This window comes from Aquimarina algiphila (assembly GCF_007489275.1).
GTDB classification, from domain to species: Bacteria; Bacteroidota; Bacteroidia; order Flavobacteriales; family Flavobacteriaceae; genus Aquimarina; species Aquimarina algiphila.
Genome location: NZ_VLNR01000086.1, coordinates 32,623 through 48,661, shown reverse-complemented (window position 1 = coordinate 48,661; position 16,039 = coordinate 32,623). Strand labels below are relative to the sequence as shown.

The window sequence follows — 16,039 nt, the reverse complement described above, 5'->3', positions numbered from 1 at the left end:
AGGAGAGTCGATGAGAAGAAAAAGAAAAAAATCGTAATTTTAACACTGAAATAAACACGCTTTTGGGAACTGTTTTGCTATGCTCTATTTAAACAGGAATACCCGGGTCAATTTCATAGGAATCTCCACCTTCAGCCTTTTTTATAGCAAATCGTTTCTTAAAAGTATGTTTTTGCTCAATAAGACCTTTAAATTGCTTAAAAAAGTCTTTTTCATTGAATTTTTCATGAAATAAATTTTGATATTTTTTTATTGCTTCATAGATATTTTTTTGAGTATAAGGTTTTAAAACATAAGCAATTCCATTGGTTTGGAACGCTTTTAACAAATGTTCATCAAAAGCGGTACAAAAAATTATTGGTACTGAGGTTTTAACCGAATCAAAAATATCGAATGACATCCCTCCAATTATTTTAATATCAGATAAAATTAAATCATAGTTCGTTTTTTCAAGAGATTTTATGGATTCTTCAATAGAGCGAGTATGCGTGTATTCAAAATCCGATTGTAAAGATTCAGTAACACAAGTAAGTAGTTTTTTAAATGCTGGGATTTCGTCCTCTATAATTAAAATGTTCATAAGTTTTTAATGCTTTTAATCCACAATTGTTAATAAAGGTAGTTTTAGAATAAAAACTTTTTCAGATTGCTTAATATCAATCATTTTATCTGAAAGTAATTCATAACGTTTCTTTAAACTTTTTAACCCTGTACCAAAAGATTCATTAACTTCTCTTGTTTTAGCAATAGTATTTGTGATTTTTACTGTTTTGTTTTCTACTAAAATTGTAGTTATAATAGGAGTATTGATTTGTGGTTGATTATGTTTAACAACATTTTCTAATGCAGTTAATAAAACTCCACTTGGTAAGTATCTATCTTTAACAATACTTTCTTCTATTATATTAAACCGATAGTCATTTTCAAACCTTGTCTCTATGAGATAAATATAATTTTTAATTAATAGAATTTCATCTTCTAAAGTAACAATATCTTCTTCATGCGTTTTGATTAAATAACGATATAAGGAAGCAAGGTTTGAAATATATTCTTTTACTTTTTCTTTAGGTGAATAATCAACAAGTGCATCAATAGTATTTAAACTATTATATAAAAAGTGTGGATTGAATTGAGATCTTAATAACTTTAATTCTAGTTCTTTTTGAGTATTCTTTAATTCGATATTATCAATCTTATTATCGTAATAATTTTTACCAAATACAAAACTCATTAGGAAAAAACCATCTGCAGATCTTCTAAAATTTTGAATAAGCATAATGTCGAAAGACGGCATTTTCCAACGCGGAGTTGAGGTATAATAATCCCTTAACATATCTATAAAACCAATTACTTCTATTAAAAAAAAACCAAGTAAAATAAAAATAATATAGCTTTTTTTTATGATTAAAAATTCATTGATTAACCATTTAAAAACAAAAATTAGTGCTAGATTTTTAACAATCATTCCTATCCATCCTGTCCAGATTTCAAATAACGAATAATTTTCAACATTCCACCGATATAATAACCAAACTGTAGCTCCTATAAAATATATTACAATAAATTTATAATCAGATTTAGTGAACCTTATATTGTTCATTTTTATTTTTTTTAGATCAGAACAAGATAATACTTATTGTTAACTATAAATTAGCTACGGGGTCATCAAATATTGAAGAAATACCATTGGAAGTTGTGATTGGTTTGCGTTTGTAAACATTACATAACCCCATTTTGATTCGGGTTCAATAACAAAAATACTAGTATAACCAGCATTGTTACCACCATGTCCATAAGCTGACCCAAAGGGTAAAGTAGCTTTTGCAAACCCAAGTGTCCAGTCTGTAACTCCTCCTTGTTTTTGTAGATGTCCATCGGGCAAAGTAAATTGAGTTTTAAAAAGCTCGTCATAACTTTCTTTGGATAAGCCTTCTTTATTAATTAAAGCAATTAACCATTTAGAAAAATCTAAAGCTTCTGAATGTATGGAAAATGCCGAACCAAATATTTTTGGGTCATCATCTTCACCAACAACGATTCCATCTTTGTATCCCTCTGCTTTATTCTTCATATTATAAGAATCTTGAATAAATTTTGTGTATTTCAGGTTTAACTTAGAGGCAACTCGTTCTTGGTATATTTTTTCTAAACCAGCATCGTCTGTTTTTAAAATATGTGCTAAAACTTTAGCCAAATATTGATATCCTTCACCTGAATATTGAAAGGCTGTTCCTGGTTCAAATGATATAAACAACTTATTATCTTCATAGTCTGACCTCCAGTTTGGGAATCCAGTAGTATGACTAAGCACCATTCTAGCTGTTATTTTTTTGTAACGTTCATCGTAGGCAATATCATCATAAGGTAAATATTTATAAAGAGGCTTGTCTAAGTCTAGCTGTCCTTCCTCAACAAAACCCATAATAAAATATGCAAATAATGGTTTAGAAAGAGAAGCTCCTTCAAATATGGTTCTATTTGAAACATTTTTCTTTTTAGCTACGTCAGCATACCCTTTTGTTAAGTGGTAGGCAACTTTTCCATCATTAATAATAGCCAAAGATATTCCTGGCACATTAAGTGTTTTCATTTGTAAGTTTATAAATGCTTCAACTGAATCGATAGAAACTTCCTTACCAATTAAGTTTTTTATGGTGTTCTTAGTGTTCTTTTCTTGTCCGTATCCTTGACCATGTAATAGATAAATAATAGCCAATAAAATAATTAGTAATAATTTTCGAATAAATAGCATAACTGTTCGTTTTTTGATGTTAGGCTTGCAAGATGGTTGTATTAAAAAAATAATGAAAGGATAAAAAACTAAGTTGGGAGAATAGACCGTTTAGTTAGGATAAAATTTAGTTTAGAAGTAATTTAGATAAAACGACTCCACACACATTAGCCCACTCTTCTATTCCTTTAACAATACTTCGAAATGCACAGTATGGCCGCTCAGATTGATTTTATCTCTATTTATAATCTAATCTAGATGTAATATACACTCAATACTTAAAAACTTGCCTTTTGTAATTATAATACGACCACTTGTCAATCTCTTTTTTATTGTTCATAAGATTACCACTACTTGCATCTAAAATCAATAAAATGAGCTTACAACGTATTGGTATTTTATTAGTATTCGGATTTGCATTTAAAGCATCATCGCAAATAACAGGAACAATTATAGATGAGAAAGGTAATAGCATCGAATTTGCAAATGTAACCTTACATTCTACGAATGAAGAACAATTACTTATAGGGGGTATCAGTGATGAAGATGGTAAATTTAAACTCGATGTTTCAGAGGAAGGAGAATTTACACTCCAAATCAGTCTACTATCCTATAAGACCTGGGTATCTGAATTATTTACTATTACTTCTCTTCCCTATCAAAAAGACTTTCCTCCTATTCTATTAGTTGAAGACCTGACGGAATTAGGTGATGTCTTAATAAAGGGACATCAAAAATTGATTCAACGCACTCAAGAAGGTAGTATTATTAATGTGCAGGCAAGTGTAATGACACAAGGCAGTACCGCTTTGCAATTACTAGAACGTTCACCAGGTGTTATTTTGGACCAATATAACAATACGTTTTCCTTAAATGGTAAAAGTGGTACTCTTGTAATGATAAACGGAAAAGCACAACGGATTCCAACAGCAGATTTAATTGCTATGCTTAACGGTATGAGTGCAGATACTATTGAAAGAATAGAGCTATTGACCAATCCATCAGCACGATATGATGTGGATGGCAATGCAGGCATTATCAATATCGTAATGAGCAAAAATGAAACCTTGGGTATTAGAGGTAATCTTAATCTAAGTGTTGGTTACGGCGAAGGCCCCAAGCAGACTACCGGACTTTCTCTCAACTATGGAGGTGAACGTTCTACAGTATTTGGTAGCTATACCTTTTCTTATGATGATAGCTATAGTGGATTTAATGGGGTAGGAATTACCGAGATACCCGTTTTGGGAGGAAGTACGGATATTGATTTTACGAGTAGAACACAACAGATAAATCGAAATCATAACTTCAACCTGGGGTATGAATATCAACTCTCTAAGGTTTCCTCACTTGGTGCTAGTGCATTGTTCAATCAATCTAAACCATTAGTTATGACCCGAAATTTGGGATTATATGATTTTACTTCCAACCCTTTTCTAGAGGCTCAAATACACCTAAACGGAGATGGAAATCTAAAGAATTTAACCACTTCTGCTTATTTTGAAAAAACCGGTGAGCAAAATAGTTTTACGATAACAGGGGATTACATTAATTACAATAGCCAAACCCCCAATCAAGTAAACAGCAACTATTTTGATGAAAATGGGGATCCTTTTCAGCCTGAAAATGAAATTTATAATAATGGCAACCGTGGCTTTAATGAAACAGATATCAATGTAGGGGTTCTCAAACTAGATTATAAACATACTGTAAACGAAAACATATCCATAGAGAGCGGTATAAAAGGGTCATTATCTGAAACTGTTAATGATGCTCGTATTGAAATTCTGCAAGGAGAAGATTTTGTGACTGACGATAGATTTATTAGTACGATTGAGAATCAAGAAATAATAGGTGCTGGGTATGTGCTGAGCGATTATAGCATTACCAAAAAATTGAAAGCGCAGCTTGGTTTACGTTATGAGTATTGGGACCAAGCTTTTGATGATAGTACTCTAGACCGTAGTTTTGGAAAATTATTCCCTTCATTTTTTCTTACCTATTCTTTTTCAGATACTACAGCCCTCAATTTTGCCTACAATAAGCGTATTACACGACCCAACTATTCTGACTTGGCATCCTTTTTAGTCTATAACGGTCCAACTTCAGTGTTTAGTGGAAATCCACAACTGTTGCCCGCAATAACTGATAATATTAGCCTTACTTATAACAATAAATCTTTTAGTATCTCTTTATTAGCATCTAATGAAAACAATCCAATTGCACGTTTTCAGATTACTCGTAATGCTCAAAGCAATGTTGCAGTAATAGCTCCGGTAAATATGGAATACCAGCGTAATATTGATGTACAAACTAATATTCCCGTTCGTATTACGCATTGGTGGAATATGAATTTTAATGATACTTTGGGTGTTAGATATTTTAAACTATTACATACCGATGAGAGCGTAACCCATGACTATGTACATTTTAACTTTAATGGAAGCCAAACCATACGATTGCCAGCAAACTTTTCATTAGAAGTATCAGGCTGGTATACCTCAAGGCATTTTAATGGGAGTACTAGAAACGAGGGGTTTGGTATTCTGAATGCTGGTTTAAAAAAAGAATTTAAAAATGGAAGTAGTTTACAATTTGCAGTAACAGATATTTTTGAGAGCTTGGATATTAATTTTAAAATTGGGACACTTACCAGAGAGGCCTTCGGGGATGTTTTTGATGGAACTTACAGTCCAGAATCTGGTTTCTCACGCATTTTTAGAATTAGTTACACCTATCCCTTTGGAAACACAAAAGTAAAAGAAACTAAGAGCAAATCGGGTGCGGATAGTGAAAAATCTAGATTGTGATTTTTTAGAGCTCACACTTTTAGCATTAACATAGTAATTAAAGCTATTCCATAAACGCATCTGGTCTTATGCTATCACTCGGTCATTAAAAAACATCTTCAAACAATTGTTGCAAGCTTTCCCATGATTTTTGATCTGCATCGGCATTATAAGCCAAAGGCAATTTAAATTTTTCTCCATTGGTGTCTGCCTCTTTAGAAGTATAGCTATGTGTTACCCCCGGATAAGCGATGTATTCATACTTGGCTCCTATAGAGTCCATAGCTGTTTTAAAAGCTGTAATAGATTCTGCACTTACAAAAGGATCATCTGCACCGTTGCATACCAATACACGAGCTTTTAGATCTTTGTTTGGCATTACGGGCAAAGCTACACCACTATGAAAGGCTGCAACAGCATCTAGGTCAGCACCATTGTTGGCCATAGTCAATGCTACACTTCCTCCAAAACAATATCCAATGGCAGCTAGCTTTTCCTTATCTACGGATTCATGTTGTTGCAATACATTGATCGCTGCATTAAAACGTGCCGTAGCTTCAGGCAAATTGTTCATAACACTCATGGCGAACTTACCCGCATCGTCAGGATGATCAGCTTGTTTCCCGTCACCATACATATCTATAGCAATGGCAGTATAACCAAGTTCTGCGAGCATATCAGCTCGCTCTCTTACATAATCATTATGTCCCCACCATTCGTGTACAATAAGTACCCCCGGACGTTTACCTTTTATATTCTCATCATATGCGATATAGCCTTTTAAGTTGGTAGAGTCCGAGGCATAAGTCACTTCGGTTCCCTTAACTTTTACAACGGGTGCTTCCGATGTAGTATCTGTTTCAGGTTTGGATTCTGCTTTTTGCTTACATGATATGGTAAATACAAGAGTAACTAATAAAAAATAGGTGATAATTTTCATATTAATATATTTTTTGACAACATAAATATAGTGAATATCTACCCTACTTTCCTCTTTTGTTGAAGTATAAAATTGTCCTAGCCAATGCACGTAATTGTTTAAAAAATAAATGCTATGACGAGCATTTATTTTTTAAACAATTTCTAACTGGTACGATCAAATCCGTATTTAATTTTGACTAATTCGTTATTTGAAAAAGTATTTCTTTGGCAGTTTTACCAATATCACCCCTAGAATCCAAAGAAATAGCCTTTTTGAGTGCTTCTGTTGCTTTATCATTATCTTGCAGTGCAATGTACGCTTCTCCCTGATATTTATAAGCGTTTGCAGAATTTGGGAATAACTGTAAAATCATAGAAAATACCTGAATGGAAGCCTGAATTTGAGGTGTACGACCACTTTGCAATAAAATATTTCCTACTCTAAGTAAGCCTGTCTCAAAATCACAAAACGCATAAAGTGGGTCTTGAATCATTTTAGGAAGTTCTTCTGCCAGTTTTTGTGTTTGCCCAGATAAATACAAGCTAACGATATAATCCATTGGCTTAGGTTTGAAATCTGGAACATCAAAAGTTAATGCTGCATCAAGTACAGGATCTTGATTACTTGCATATTCATTAAAACTCATGGTAACTGGAATACTAGGAGCGATCCAATCTGCATTTTCCATAGCCGGCTTATCTTGCCACCATAAATACGATAAAGAGATATTAATACCACTGTTGGGTAGTGTTACAGGGCGGTTATCCCCCCAGAAATTAACATTTTCTGCTGTGGGTTCTCCCACAAAAATAACATTGGTATAATTGTCTATTTCATTAACTAAGTTTTGGCAAGCAGAAAAGGTTCGTTTTCCGATAATGACAAATAACTTACCTATTTTATTTATCTTTTCGGCTTTTATAAGACCTTTTATAACATCTTTGTTTAAATAGTTATTTCCACCACCATTTAGACGCAAATCGATAATTAATTTCTCGGTATCGTTAGTTTCTATTTCATTAAAAACACGGGCATAAAAATCTTTAGTACTTTCTTCGGCTTCATCTCTGATTCTACTATGTCTAACATACATCGCTTTTTCTTTGGCTAAGTATGTTGAGAAGTAAACCTTGTCTAGATGTTGTAAATATAGAGGTGTTGTTGATGAGTCTCTTGCATCTAACCAATTTTCATTTTGATGTACATAACCACGGTGGGTAGGCACATTTTCTCCTTTAGCCAATGCAGTAAAGGATTGGGTAAATACTTTATCATTTTTTTCTAAAGTAAGCGTAACTTCATTTTGAAGGGTTTTTGTAATTTTTTGAGCATGTAAGACTGCAGGATATCGTATATTATTAATTCCGTAGGCTTTAAAATATTGTGTATTCTCTACTTCTACTGTCGGTTCAATTGCTTTTAGAACCTCTGAAATAGGCTTCCCTTCTACTGCTATAACTTTTGCCCCAACTGCTTCTGGGTAGTTCTTGTGCGTTCCCTGAATATAAATGCCATCATTAAATTCATATAAGTTGAAAGGAAATTGTGAAAACTCAAAAGGCTTTTGATGAAAACTAACATAGGTATGCCCGTATTTGAATAAAGACACGAGTCTAGAAATTCCAACAATAATTTCGTGTTCTTGTAAATTCGGAATGTCTTTATATAAAGTTTCCACTTCGGTGTTAAAATCTTCTTTTGTTGTTTTTACAAAAAGAAATGAATAGTCTTCATGTATGGTATTTTGAATAAAACGAAGGTCTTCTTGCCATTGCGCTGAACTTAGAGTTTCTTGGGCAGACAATTGAAAAAACAATAAGATATTTAGTAAAAAAAATATTTTTTTCATGATATAATGGATATTGTTATTAATTATATCACAAATATTGCTTTATCCTATCTTCGAAAACAGTTCTTTTTGTTGAAACGTAGTTTTTACTACTTGAAATGTGACAGGATGGTTATTACTCATCCACTCTTTAAAATTACGTGCCTTTTATATACTTACAATAAATTCTTGATCACGAGAATTTGACCTTTATGCGAAATCGATACTATTAACCTTAAAAGTTTGAATAGCATTGAGTAGATTTTGTATTTGACTTGTACAGCAAGTGGTTCATCATCAAGTATTAGTATTTGTATAGTTTTTCTTTTGATCAGATAATTTTAATAAGGGTAAAGAAACAGTAAATTGATCACCATCATTTTTAATAACCGGTAATTTACTTGAAGTTAATGTATATCTTTTTTCAATATTTTTCAATCCAATTTTTGTTGATGGTGTTTGTGTGGATTTTGTTTGAATTTTATTTCTTACAACTAAATAGTTCCCTTTTATTTCTACATATACATTTAAAGGCTTTGCTCTAGAAACAATATTATGTTTTATAGCATTTTCTATCAAAAGCTGTAAACTCATAGGTACTATCATAGCAGCTAATTTAGCTTCTGGAATATTCCAATTTATTTTTAAATTATCTCCAAATCTTTCAGATTGAATATGAATATATGCCTTAACAAATTTTAATTCCTCTTTAAGCGAAATTAAATTTGCATTACCTGACTCTAATATAAAACGATATACATCTGATAAATTGTCTACGAAATCTTTTGCATCTTCTTTAGAATCTTGATCAATAATATCACGTAATGTATTTAAACTATTGAATAAAAAATGAGGTTGCGCTTGATTTCTTAAGGTATCTAATTGTGCCTGAATCATAATTTGTTTTGCCTGTTCTTCTTCCCTAATAGACTTTTTAAGTCTTACATAATAATAAACGGCTTCATATATTGCCATAGTCATAGTAGTGATCAATATAATAGGAATAAGCGTCTTTAATCTTGATGAATGAGAAGAGTTGTATCCCAATAAGTTTAAAGTTGCGGATATTAATTGACCTCCCACAAAATCAACAACAATAATAATACTTACTATAGCAAAAAGAAGAAGTAGAATTCGTTTTATATCATTTCGAAAATCAGGGAATTTTCTACGTAAATAAATTAAAATAGTTCGTAGAATAAGCCAATCACAAATTGTAAAAAATGAGGAAGCCACCCAACCTATAAACTTTAACTCTACTGTTTTTCTTTCTGATTGATTACTAAATAAATAGTCTGTAATAATACTTAAAACAAAAATGCCGATTATTGAAAACCAAATATCATTAAAACCTAAATATTGTATACGTTTCTTTTTATTAAGTAATATCATAAATCATAAACCTATTAATGAGATCTCTCGACTTGCTTGATAGAATGTAAATCCAATTCATGAAGCGTATATTAACCCAAAAATAACAGTTACCCTAGTTTGGTTTATAATAGTAGTTTTCGATTTTTGGATAATCATAATGCGAATAACGGAATTATTTGTATGCCATGCAACCCAAAAAAATGCTGTTAGAGTCAGTTTTATGGTTTAGATTTCAGTAGAGGTATTTAAAAATAACTCAGCCACGAACATTAAAATAAAATGTGTTTTTTTCATTGTTTACTTATTTGTATTTACAATTCCAATCCGTCAGCTGGCTCATTCACAAAAAAGGTTTACCAAAACTTTTATATATATTCCGCCTTACTTTGGCCTTAGGTTCTCAATGATCTGGGTACTCACCCAGTAAGGACTCCCTATAACATATCTGCTACCATCTTCTCTAACCTTTACATCTCCCTTCCAAAAAAACAAATATTTTCCATCAGGAGTTACCCTAGCGTGCTGTTCATAGAGAGGTGTATTTATCTTATCTCCCATGTTAATTGCTGCTCCCCATGAGCCATCTTTTTGCCGAAAACTAATATAGATATCAGGAGTATTTTCACCTTCTTTCTCAGCATCCCATATTAAATAGGATTCATCTGGAGCAATGAAAGGGTGAGCAATATATTTTCCTGTATTAATCGCCTTGCTCATTTTTTTAGGTTTTTCATATTTATCATTTATAAGGCGTGAATAACTCATATGTCCACTGCCATCCTCGAAATCTAAAACATAAAAATAATATGTTCCTTTAGATGAGACCGAGAAACCTACAATGGGGATGTCTTTGAATGGTTCAAGGTTTTTCATTTCTGACACACTGGGATTGAATCGCTCCATATATTTATTGATATCGGTTGATGGAATTGATTTCCTGCTCCATTTATGATTTTTGTATTGCATAACAAACAATGTTGGTTCTTTATATTTCCCACCTGACCTTGTAAAAGAGAGTTCCTTCATATCAGGTAAAAACGTTACAACAGTTTCAAGATATTCTTCTGTCGAAACAATACCGGGAGCAAACGGTTCAGGGATTAATCCTGGTGGTTTTTGATTAAGGTAACGTTCTTCAAATACGGGAAATTAGGTTTTAACAAATGCCGGTACGATGGTTTTTAAAACCTGAGTCATTATTGTATCTTTACCATCATGGCCAGAGATTACAATAGTTAAGTCAAGCGCTGCGACCACTATTATATGTTGTCCACCGCCTCCCCAAGCAAATGTGGCATCATAACTTTTACTACCTACCGTTATAGGTGTTTGATACCAAAAATAGCCGTAACGATACGTTTTAGGTATCCAATCTTGAGTAGGTTTCACTATGTCACTGGTGGCTTTCTCAAGATAGTCTGCAGAAATAAGCTGTTCCCCATTTAATTTACCTTTATTAAGAACCAAATTACCCAATTTGATCATGTCTCGCGACATGATACTTGCGCGCCACCCAGCTTCTGGCAAACCGCTAATATGAGTTGACCATTTATAATTTGTAATACCGAGTTTGTCAAGTAACTCTGTTTTAATAAAGTCCTCTGCCGTTCCTGGGACAACGGCGTCAATAACAGTCATTACTAACATTGGATTGAAATTACCATACAAATATGTCTGAGATGCTGAAGTAATAGGTTCACTATGTTCAAGAAGTGTCTGAATAAAGCCTTGACCTTTTAACCGAGTGGAATCTTTCTCGATTTCTTTCCATTTGCCTCTATCAATATTAAGTCCTCCATGCATAGTCAAAGCCTTATGAAGTGTGATTTTTTCGGCTCCTTTGGTGATTTTTTCAGGATTAATATCCTTTAGAAAACTAATCAATGGTTTGTTTAGATCTTCCATGGATAGGTACCCCATTTGAATAGCTCTTCCCAAAACCAAACTAGTATAAGCTTTTACTGCTGAAGCTTGTCCATGAGGCAAGTTGATACGCCCTTTTTTATAATAGGATTCAAAAACTAATTTGTTTTTGTGCGAAATGAGTAAAGCATCATAGCTTCCATGTTTGCCATCAAAAATCTCTTGAGAAAGGTTAAGGATTGCTTTTCGATCGTTGCTACTCACCGTCAATGTATCAACAGATATCCCATCTTTTCTATCCTCTGGTGTTGTGCTAACAAATGCATTATTGAGGTACGGGATATCCCAGAATGATACCTCATTATCACTTGAAACATGACTCATCAGGGATGACAACCAAGCGACACTTTGTACAGCAATCATTGGGAAAGCGGTTTGATGATCACCTTCAATTACTTTATTTTGAATGGATAAATCTAAATTTTTTCTACTATCCAGTAATTTAATAAATTCGTCTATAGGTTCGTCCTTTTCTTTTTCTAATGTACCATAAGCGATATATACGTTAGCGTGTAATGTATTGTTCTCATTTGACTCGGGAGCTGCTAACTTAGTATTAATCTCAGAGAGGTAAGGGACTAAGCCTTTGTTCAATGGACTACCAAGAATGTAATTATCAAAAGTATCAGGTTGAGTCAATAGTATATAAGCCCCGAATGCACCACTTAGTGAATACCCAAAATAAGTGCGACTGTCTGGATCCGTACGATAGTTGTCATCTACATATTGAATAACATCGTTGCGAATAAATGCCAAGTGATTTTTAGCTTGACCAAATTTCAATTTAGGATGATTAGGGTTGGATTTTTTCCAGAAAGAATAATCAGTAAATCGGCTGGCGTGCGCTCCATATTGTTGCTTTAAATCTTCTGCAACGTCCTTCTGCCAGGAAATTCCAACTAGAATAACGTCTTCTAGCATGAATTCTGTAGATCCGGATAGCATTTCGAGATGCCACATAGCATCGGTATAATAAAGAACAGGATATTTTTTGCTTTCATTCTCTGAATAATCTTCTGGCAACTCTATATACAATTCATAATTTCTTTCATTATTAGAATCTTTTATCGGAATTACCCTAATTTGGGGTGATTCTAAGGCAGATCCATTCTCTATTTGCGAATTTCCGCTTACATTATTTTCTTGAGCAAAGACAGTGTTTAGCGATAAAGCACATGTCAGTATTAATAATTTGATAATTCTCATATTTTCTGTTTTTCCTAGCTAATTGATTTGCGATGAAGTCAATTGGCTATTTCTTTTTTAACTTAATAAATCTACCTAATGGATCTTTAATGAATAAAACCAGGTTTCATTTCTCGAGTCTTTGTAACCACCTTTTAGCAAGTGAAAATTCTGGATCAATTGTCAGTGCTTTTTCGATCATGACCTTAGCACTTTCAAGCTGACCTTGAGCTCTGCGTACAAGTCCCATTCCGAGATAAGATTCCTTCCCTTCAGGATACACTTCTATGGAATATTGAAAGATTTCTTCTGCGGCAATTAAATCCTTACTTAGTATCGTGTGAAAACCAAGGTTAAATATGACGCCTATAGGTGGCTTGATTTCATACCCGTATCGTTTGGATAACCTATCGAAATGTTGTGTCACTTTATCCAATGATTCCAGGTTTTCAACGGGATTGAAGGGATTGAAGTCAGGATATAACGCAAGAAGAAACAATATAAAATCCATCGCTGGTACATGACCCTGGTTCACCAATTCATTCACTTTATAGGTAAAACTCTCTGGTATATGCTCCTCTACAACACGAGAGAATTCAGAAACAATATCTGTTAACCCCTCTTCATCGCTATAAATGATGTGTAGAGATCTGTTTTCCGCAATCGATTTTAACGGACCCGATTTTATTTTTTGTTGAAGCACTGTTGGTATGTGCATAAGGGATGGACTGCTTGCAAAATAGCCATTAAACAGATGGGGCTTATTGAGCAGCGCGTAAACAGTAAAAAAACCACTGTTAGAAGCGCCATAAAGTACATTGTACGGAGCAGTCCGGTATGTATTATCCACATGCGGCATCAGCTCTTTCTCCAAGAAATTAATATAACTATCCGGAATTGTTGTGTCTTGTTTTTCCCTTGTTGGCAGCAAAATACTATTTCCTTCGGGTAGATCTATTCCAATGAGTATCATCTCAGGAATTTGTCCCTCGCCCATGTAGTCCAGTGTAGAAGCTAACATGGCGAATCGGGCCCGGTAATCTGAACCTAACATATACAGCACGGGATAGGTTTTCCTGGAACTATCGTAGTTCGCAGGCAAATGGATTGATAACGGAATAGTTTTGTTTAACACTTTTGACTGAAGCGAAGATATTTCGCCTAAGGTAACTGCTGGTTCACTGTGTTCTGTTAAACGAGTAAGATCAGGATCGTTTACTTTCTGTTTTTTGGTATTACACGCATTTAGAAATAAAGTGAATACAAGTATTAAAATTATAAAATTGTAATTTCTCATTGTTTATTTTTTACTTAAATGTTGAATAAATGTATAGTATATTCAATGTCGAAATCCATTAATAGGATAAATGCAACAATTAAATGATGAAACCATTTCGTCATTGATATAACCCTTTTGTAAAGAAATTAAGACGATTTGCATTTATAGATAGTATCTTTATTAGATATTAAAATAGTTTATGATTAAAACCTCTTTACAGCATACAATACTCCTTAATATTGGAGCCTTTTTATTGGTACTTACACTTGAAGTATTAAGTATGTGGGCGTTTAAGGATAGATTTGATACTACTTTTTATTTTTACTTACATGGTCTTAATTATACAATGGCAATTATGGGTATCATATGGATAAACCATTTTGTTTTAATTCCATCTTTTTTTGATAAGAGACGCTATTTTTTATATACAATACTTCTTATTGGGAGTTTGTTTTTTGGGGCATATTTGAAAGGATATTGGAAGGATGGCTGGTATGGTGTTTATAAAATGATTTTCTTTCTTATATATACGACCGGAACTGGAATGGCTGCCTTCTTTTTGAGAAGAAATATAGTGTTCAGAAGAGAAAAAGAAGACAAAGAAAAGTTACAAAAAGAGATGGAACTTAACTATTTAAAAGAGCAAGTGAATCCACATTTTTTTTTCAATTCATTAAATAGTATTTATGCACTTTCTAGACAACAATCACCTGAAACTCCTGATGTTGTTATGCAGCTTTCAGAATTAATGCGGTATCAATTAGAGAGTTCAAAAAAAGAAACGGTTTTATTAAAAGAAGAACTTGAGTTTATAGAAAATTACCTGTTGCTTGAAGAAAAAAGACTCAGTAAACGGTGCACTGTTGAACTTTTAATTGAAGGCGATCTTTCGGGATTAGGAATTGCACCAATGTTGTTAATTCCTTTTGTTGAAAATGCTATTAAACATGGAGCGCAAAGTACTAATGAACAGAGTAAAATTGATATTTCTGCCACTATAAAAAATACTACACTACATTTTGGTGTGGTTAATTCAAAGCCTACCATGATTACAGCATCAAATAGAAACGGACTAGGGCTTGAAAATGTAAAAAGGCGTTTAGGTCTATTATATCCTAATGCTCACACATTAGATATTGCAGATAAAGAAAACGAATATCGTGTAAACTTAACTATTGATTTAGCCGTATAATATGATGAAAATTGGTATTGTCGATGATGAATTATTAGCACGTAAAGTGTTAGAAGAGTATTGTTCTAAAATAGAGAACTTTGATATTGTAATTAGTACTGGGAATCCACTTGAATTTATCAATTTCATTCAACAAAATGACGTTGATCTCATTTTTCTTGATATAAAAATGCCCGAACTTAATGGCATGGAAATTTTGCGTTCTTTATTAAAACCACCTAAAGTGATTTTAACTACGGCCTATTCTGAGTATGCATTAGAAAGTTATAATTATGGTGTTGTAGATTATTTGTTAAAACCGATAAAACTTGAACGCTTTTTGAAAGCGATAAACAAAGTTTCATCTTCAAAAATAACACAAACTAAAAAAAATAAAGAAAGTGAAGAACTTCAAATAAAACATGATGGAATGCCTGTAAATATTTCATTTACATCAATTCTATACATTCAGAGTTTTGGAAATTATTTAAAAATATTTACAGATTCAAGAATGTACCTTATCTCTGAAACGCTTATTAATATTACTACATTATTATCTGAAAATTTCCAACGCACACATAAATCATATATTTCCAATTTGGATAGAGTTACAAAGGCAACCAAAACATATGTGTTAATCGAAAATAATAAAGTCCCGGTCAGTGCTATGTATAAGGTTATTGTTTTTAAAAAATTGGAAGTTTTAGCAAAATTATAACGTAATTACTTTTTATTTCATGCACAGTATACTTCCCTCCTGTTTTATATCATTGAAATTAATTAAGATAAAACTCATTTTTTTATCTAACATACAATTCATCATTAAAAAAATACAAT

Annotated in this window: 12 protein-coding genes; 3 read left to right on the top strand and 9 right to left on the bottom strand. The window is 32.8% G+C overall.

What is annotated here, in order from left to right; all coding sequences use genetic code 11:
- Window positions 1–88: 88 nt before the first annotated feature.
- From FOF46_RS27260 to FOF46_RS27250, 3 genes are read right to left on the bottom strand one after another with little or no spacing between them, the layout of a single operon-like run.
- Window positions 89–580 carry a LytR/AlgR family response regulator transcription factor gene (locus FOF46_RS27260; RefSeq protein ID WP_143918673.1) on the bottom strand — a complete coding sequence of 164 codons (492 nt, stop codon included), beginning with the start codon at window positions 578–580 and terminating at the stop codon, window positions 89–91.
- A 15-nt stretch (window positions 581–595) separates the two neighbouring features.
- Window positions 596–1,600 carry a sensor histidine kinase gene (locus FOF46_RS27255; protein ID WP_143918672.1) on the bottom strand — a complete coding sequence of 335 codons (1,005 nt, stop codon included), beginning with the start codon at window positions 1,598–1,600 and terminating at the stop codon, window positions 596–598.
- A 54-nt stretch (window positions 1,601–1,654) separates the two neighbouring features.
- The gene (locus FOF46_RS27250) at window positions 1,655–2,752 is read right to left on the bottom strand and encodes a serine hydrolase domain-containing protein (protein WP_143918671.1); all 1,098 of its coding nucleotides are present in this window, start codon (window positions 2,750–2,752) and stop codon (window positions 1,655–1,657) included.
- 353 nt (window positions 2,753–3,105) lie between these two features.
- On the opposite strand from FOF46_RS27250, the gene FOF46_RS27245 reads away from it, so the two are divergent.
- The gene (locus FOF46_RS27245; protein ID WP_143918670.1) at window positions 3,106–5,541 is read left to right on the top strand and encodes a TonB-dependent receptor; all 2,436 of its coding nucleotides are present in this window, start codon (window positions 3,106–3,108) and stop codon (window positions 5,539–5,541) included.
- An 85-nt stretch (window positions 5,542–5,626) separates the two neighbouring features.
- On the opposite strand, the gene FOF46_RS27240 is transcribed toward FOF46_RS27245, so the two are convergent.
- From FOF46_RS27240 to FOF46_RS27215, 6 genes are all read right to left on the bottom strand, one after another.
- Window positions 5,627–6,460: a dienelactone hydrolase family protein gene (locus tag FOF46_RS27240; RefSeq protein WP_109437842.1), complete on the bottom strand. Its 834-nt coding sequence runs from the start codon at window positions 6,458–6,460 to the stop codon at window positions 5,627–5,629.
- 178 nt (window positions 6,461–6,638) lie between these two features.
- Window positions 6,639–8,291 (bottom strand): S41 family peptidase, encoded by a 1,653-nt coding sequence (locus FOF46_RS27235; RefSeq protein ID WP_244299782.1) that lies wholly within the window; start codon window positions 8,289–8,291, stop codon window positions 6,639–6,641.
- A gap of 276 nt (window positions 8,292–8,567) precedes the next feature.
- A complete protein-coding gene (locus FOF46_RS27230; protein WP_143918669.1) occupies window positions 8,568–9,662 on the bottom strand; it encodes a sensor histidine kinase in 1,095 nt (364 codons plus the stop codon).
- A 363-nt stretch (window positions 9,663–10,025) separates the two neighbouring features.
- Entirely contained in the window at window positions 10,026–10,610 is a 585-nt protein-coding gene (locus FOF46_RS27225) for a TolB-like translocation protein (protein WP_208746825.1), read from the bottom strand.
- Between the two features lie 183 nt (window positions 10,611–10,793).
- A complete protein-coding gene (locus FOF46_RS27220; protein WP_143918668.1) occupies window positions 10,794–12,773 on the bottom strand; it encodes an alpha/beta hydrolase-fold protein in 1,980 nt (659 codons plus the stop codon).
- A gap of 106 nt (window positions 12,774–12,879) precedes the next feature.
- Window positions 12,880–14,049 (bottom strand): alpha/beta hydrolase-fold protein, encoded by a 1,170-nt coding sequence (locus FOF46_RS27215; RefSeq protein WP_143918667.1) that lies wholly within the window; start codon window positions 14,047–14,049, stop codon window positions 12,880–12,882.
- Window positions 14,050–14,230: 181 nt separating this feature from the next.
- Here FOF46_RS27215 and FOF46_RS27210 point away from each other — a divergent pair, with 181 nt between their 5' ends.
- Both FOF46_RS27210 and FOF46_RS27205 read left to right on the top strand, forming a co-directional pair.
- Window positions 14,231–15,223 (top strand): sensor histidine kinase, encoded by a 993-nt coding sequence (locus tag FOF46_RS27210; RefSeq protein ID WP_143918666.1) that lies wholly within the window; start codon window positions 14,231–14,233, stop codon window positions 15,221–15,223.
- 1 nt (window position 15,224) lies between these two features.
- The gene (locus tag FOF46_RS27205; RefSeq protein ID WP_143918665.1) at window positions 15,225–15,920 is read left to right on the top strand and encodes a LytR/AlgR family response regulator transcription factor; all 696 of its coding nucleotides are present in this window, start codon (window positions 15,225–15,227) and stop codon (window positions 15,918–15,920) included.
- Window positions 15,921–16,039: the final 119 nt, after the last annotated feature.

Bases quoted from the DNA above. Each gene is read 5' to 3' on its own strand.
- FOF46_RS27230 (WP_143918669.1), bottom strand. From the start codon at position 9,662: ATGATATTACTTAATAAAAAGAAACGTATACAATATTTAGGTTTTAAT.
- FOF46_RS27255 (WP_143918672.1), bottom strand. From the start codon at position 1,600: ATGAACAATATAAGGTTCACTAAATCTGATTATAAATTTATTGTAATA.
- FOF46_RS27260 (WP_143918673.1), bottom strand. From the start codon at position 580: ATGAACATTTTAATTATAGAGGACGAAATCCCAGCATTTAAAAAACTA.
- FOF46_RS27215 (WP_143918667.1), bottom strand. From the start codon at position 14,049: ATGAGAAATTACAATTTTATAATTTTAATACTTGTATTCACTTTATTT.
- FOF46_RS27240 (WP_109437842.1), bottom strand. From the start codon at position 6,460: ATGAAAATTATCACCTATTTTTTATTAGTTACTCTTGTATTTACCATA.
- FOF46_RS27245 (WP_143918670.1), top strand. From the start codon at position 3,106: ATGAGCTTACAACGTATTGGTATTTTATTAGTATTCGGATTTGCATTT.
- FOF46_RS27235 (WP_244299782.1), bottom strand. From the start codon at position 8,291: ATGAAAAAAATATTTTTTTTACTAAATATCTTATTGTTTTTTCAATTG.
- FOF46_RS27210 (WP_143918666.1), top strand. From the start codon at position 14,231: ATGATTAAAACCTCTTTACAGCATACAATACTCCTTAATATTGGAGCC.
- FOF46_RS27205 (WP_143918665.1), top strand. From the start codon at position 15,225: ATGATGAAAATTGGTATTGTCGATGATGAATTATTAGCACGTAAAGTG.
- FOF46_RS27220 (WP_143918668.1), bottom strand. From the start codon at position 12,773: ATGAGAATTATCAAATTATTAATACTGACATGTGCTTTATCGCTAAAC.
- FOF46_RS27250 (WP_143918671.1), bottom strand. From the start codon at position 2,752: ATGCTATTTATTCGAAAATTATTACTAATTATTTTATTGGCTATTATT.
- FOF46_RS27225 (WP_208746825.1), bottom strand. From the start codon at position 10,610: ATGCAATACAAAAATCATAAATGGAGCAGGAAATCAATTCCATCAACC.